We start from the raw sequence: 2,221 nt of genomic DNA on the forward strand, positions 1-2,221 counted from the left end.
CCCGGCGCCCCCGCCCTCCCCGGGGGGGGGGGGGGGGGGGGGGGCCGGGCCCTCTCGCGCCCCGCCGGGGCGCCGGGGGGGGGGGCCCCCCCACACCGGTCGCTGCGGTCGCTGCGGCGAGACTTCCTGCGGCGGCACGTCTCCGATGTCTACCGCGCCGCGACCGCGGACCACCGGGAATCCCGTCGTTTGCCCGAATTGGCAAGCACCGCAACGGATCTGTTCCCCGGGCTGCTGCCGTCGGAGGAACAGCTCGCGGCCGACGCCGGGCTGCCGCAGGCGGCGAAGGAGGGCTGGGAGGTGGATCAGGGCCTGTTCTTCTCGGCCGTCTTCGCGGATCCGGTGGCGGGCAACCATCTCCTCGACGCCATGCGCGCCCCGACCCGGCGCGCGCGTGAGTTGGCCGACGAGTTCGCGGCCACCGGGTCCGTCGCCCTGCCCGCGGCGACGGTGACCCGCACCGACACCACCGCGACCGTCACCATCACCAATACGCACTGTCTCAACGCCGAGGACGATCAGCACGTCGCCGACCTGGAGACGGCGGTGGATCTGGTGCTGCTGGACCCGAATTCGCGGGTCGGTGTGCTGCGCGGCGGGGTGATGGACCATCCGCGCTATCGCGGGCGGCGCGTGTTCAGCGCGGGCATCAACCTCACCCACCTGCACGAGGGGAAGATCTCGTTCGTCGATTTCATCCTCGGCCGCGAAACCGGGTACATCGCGAAGATTCTGCGCGGGCTGGCGATCGGGGACGACATGCCGGTCACCAAACCCTGGGTCGCGGCGGTGGATTCGTTCGCCATCGGCGGGGGAGCGCAGCTGCTGCTCGTCTTCGACCGCGTGATCGCCGGTGCGGACGCCTATTTCAGCCTCCCCGCCGCGCGGGAGGGCATCGTCCCGGGGGCTGCGAATCTGCGGCTCGGGCGCTCCAGCGACCACCGGCTCTCGCGGGACGTGATCCTGTGGGGCCGCAGGATATACGCGACCGAACCCGAGGCCAGGCTCGTCTTCGACACCGTCGTCGAGACCGCGGAGATGGACGGCGAGATCGACCGGGCCGCGCGCAGACTCGCCGCCGAGGCGGTCGTGGCCAACAAGCACATGGTCGTCGCCGCGGAGGAGCCGCAGGACGTCTTCCGTTGCTACATGGCGGAATTCGCGCGACAGCAGGCGCTGCGGTTCTACGGCGCGGACGTTCTGGCGAAGGTGCGCCGCTTCGGCAGCGGGGTGGGCCGATGACGCTCACCGGCCTGTCCACCGTCGAGTACCGCAAGGGCGGGCGCGTGGCCACCGTGGAGCTGGCCCGCCCCGAGGTGCTCAACGCGATGAACCTGCGCATGCACGCGGAGCTGGCGCGGGTGTGGGACGACATCGAAGCCGACGACGGCATCTGGGCCGTCGTGCTGAGCGGGCAAGGGGGGCGGGCCTTTTCGGTCGGCCAGGATCTGAAGGAGCTGGTCGGCAGGATCGACTCCGGCACCGCCCGGTCGTCGTTCGGCAGTGCCGGTAAGCCCGGCTTCCCCCGGATCACCGAACGGTTCGGGTTCGCCAAGCCGATCATCGCCAAGGTGCGCGGCTACGCCCTCGGCGGCGGTTTCGAACTGGTACTCGCCAGCGACATCGTGATCGCCGCCTCGGACGCCCAATTCGGGCTCACCGAGGCGAAACTCGGCCTGATCCCCGGCGCGGGCGGGGTGTTCCGGCTGCCCCGCCAGGCGCCGTACCGGGTGGCGATGGGGCACCTGCTGACCGGGCGGCGGATGTCGGCCGCGCGCGCCGCCGAACTCGGCCTGGTCAACGAGGTGGTCGATCCGGAGGCGCTGGACGCCTGCGTGGATCGGTGGGTGGCCGATGTGCTCGCCTGCGCGCCGCTGTCGGTGCGCGCGATCAAACAGGTTGCGGCCGAATCGATTACCGAGTCCCTGCCCGACGCCTTCGGCGGCGAATACCACTGGGAGACCGTTCGCATGCACTCCGCCGACTCCGAGGAGGGCCCGGGCGGCGGGGGGGTGGGAAGCCCCCCCCCCCGGGGCGGGCCCCAACCCCCCACCCAAACAAAAAAGAACCAACACAACCCCCCCCACCAACCACACCCCCCCCAAAGACATCCCCCCCCCCCGCCGCGGGTGCGGGTCTGCCCGTTGGGGGGGGTCGCCACCTGGCCGCGCGCGGCCCCCCGCTTCGCACCCGAGCTGCGTGTGCTGGTGCACCACGGGGC

Annotated in this window: 2 protein-coding genes; both read left to right on the forward strand. The window is 72.1% G+C overall.

Features of this window, described 5'->3' with window-relative positions:
• The coding region (dpgC, locus tag QH290_RS00040) for a (3,5-dihydroxyphenyl)acetyl-CoA 1,2-dioxygenase DpgC (protein WP_280381606.1) at positions 1 to 1,242 on the forward strand (1,242 nt) is incomplete at its 5' end.
• A partial coding sequence (gene dpgD / locus QH290_RS00045; protein WP_280381607.1) for an enoyl-CoA-hydratase DpgD occupies positions 1,239 to 2,221 on the forward strand: 983 nt, incomplete at its 3' end. The genes dpgC and dpgD, both read left to right, overlap by 4 nt.

Origin of the sequence: Nocardia wallacei (genome assembly GCF_029869545.1) — a bacterium.
GTDB classification, from domain to species: domain Bacteria; phylum Actinomycetota; class Actinomycetes; order Mycobacteriales; family Mycobacteriaceae; genus Nocardia; species Nocardia wallacei_A.